General features: G+C 53.4%; 2 protein-coding genes. Both read right to left on the reverse strand.

The window, feature by feature from the left end; genetic code table 11:
- Positions 1–136: 136 nt before the first annotated feature.
- Positions 137–397 (reverse strand): hypothetical protein, encoded by a 261-nt coding sequence (locus INT21_RS00100; protein WP_193084711.1) that lies wholly within the window; start codon positions 395–397, stop codon positions 137–139.
- Positions 397–624, reverse strand: coding sequence for a hypothetical protein (locus tag INT21_RS00105; protein ID WP_193084712.1), 228 nt, complete (start codon positions 622–624; stop codon positions 397–399). Before INT21_RS00105 ends, INT21_RS00100 begins: the two co-directional genes overlap by 1 nt.
- Positions 625–741: the final 117 nt, after the last annotated feature.

A 741-nucleotide genomic window follows, 5' to 3' on the forward strand; every position in this document is an offset into this window, starting at 1 on the left:
TGGCCAACATGATGGCTTCTCCTGGAAGGTGCTATACACGTATATCATATACCGCAAACAACGCCCTAACCAGCGCCAAAAGACGGCAAATTAAAGATTACCAGGCATGATAAAAATGGAGAGAGTTAACACATAGCTACTGTCGGCGTTGCTTTCTCACACGGGCTTGCAGGCGTCTCCAATCCTCTGCCGACACATACAGTTCTGCCCAGCGCAGCAGTAGCTCCGCAAGCCGCCAACCGGGGATATCGCCAGGGTAGGCCGTGGCATCGTGTGCAATACCCACTAAATCGAGCCGTGCGGCCCGCTGAGCGCCTTTATCGCCAAACGAATAGCCCAGCAGCACCGCCAGCCACAGCGGCGCCTCGGCGGCCTTTATAGCTCTTGGGCGAGGCATCAGAATTCATCCAGGTTGATCAGCTCAAACACCTTGCGCTTGGCATGGGTCAGGTTATTTTTAGCCAGCACGTGCCAATCGTATGCCTCAGTGCCGGGGCCCATTTCCTGCCCTACGGCACACCGATCACGCTCGTAGCGGTAGCGGGTGCCGCTGGGGGACTGCCACTCGGTAACGTTATCGCCGCTAAAGACGGGTTTGAGGTCGCTGATTTTGCGCAGGGCCATAGCCAGGTTTCCCAGGTAGTTCTGACACCCTCATTCTAGCCTATAAGCGTGATATTTTCACGCTTATTCCTTAAAATTCAAGATTATTGTCATTATCTTGAATTTTTGAAAGGGGTT

This window comes from Halomonas sp. 3F2F (assembly GCF_014897805.1).
In the GTDB taxonomy this organism is placed as follows: domain Bacteria; phylum Pseudomonadota; class Gammaproteobacteria; order Pseudomonadales; family Halomonadaceae; genus Vreelandella.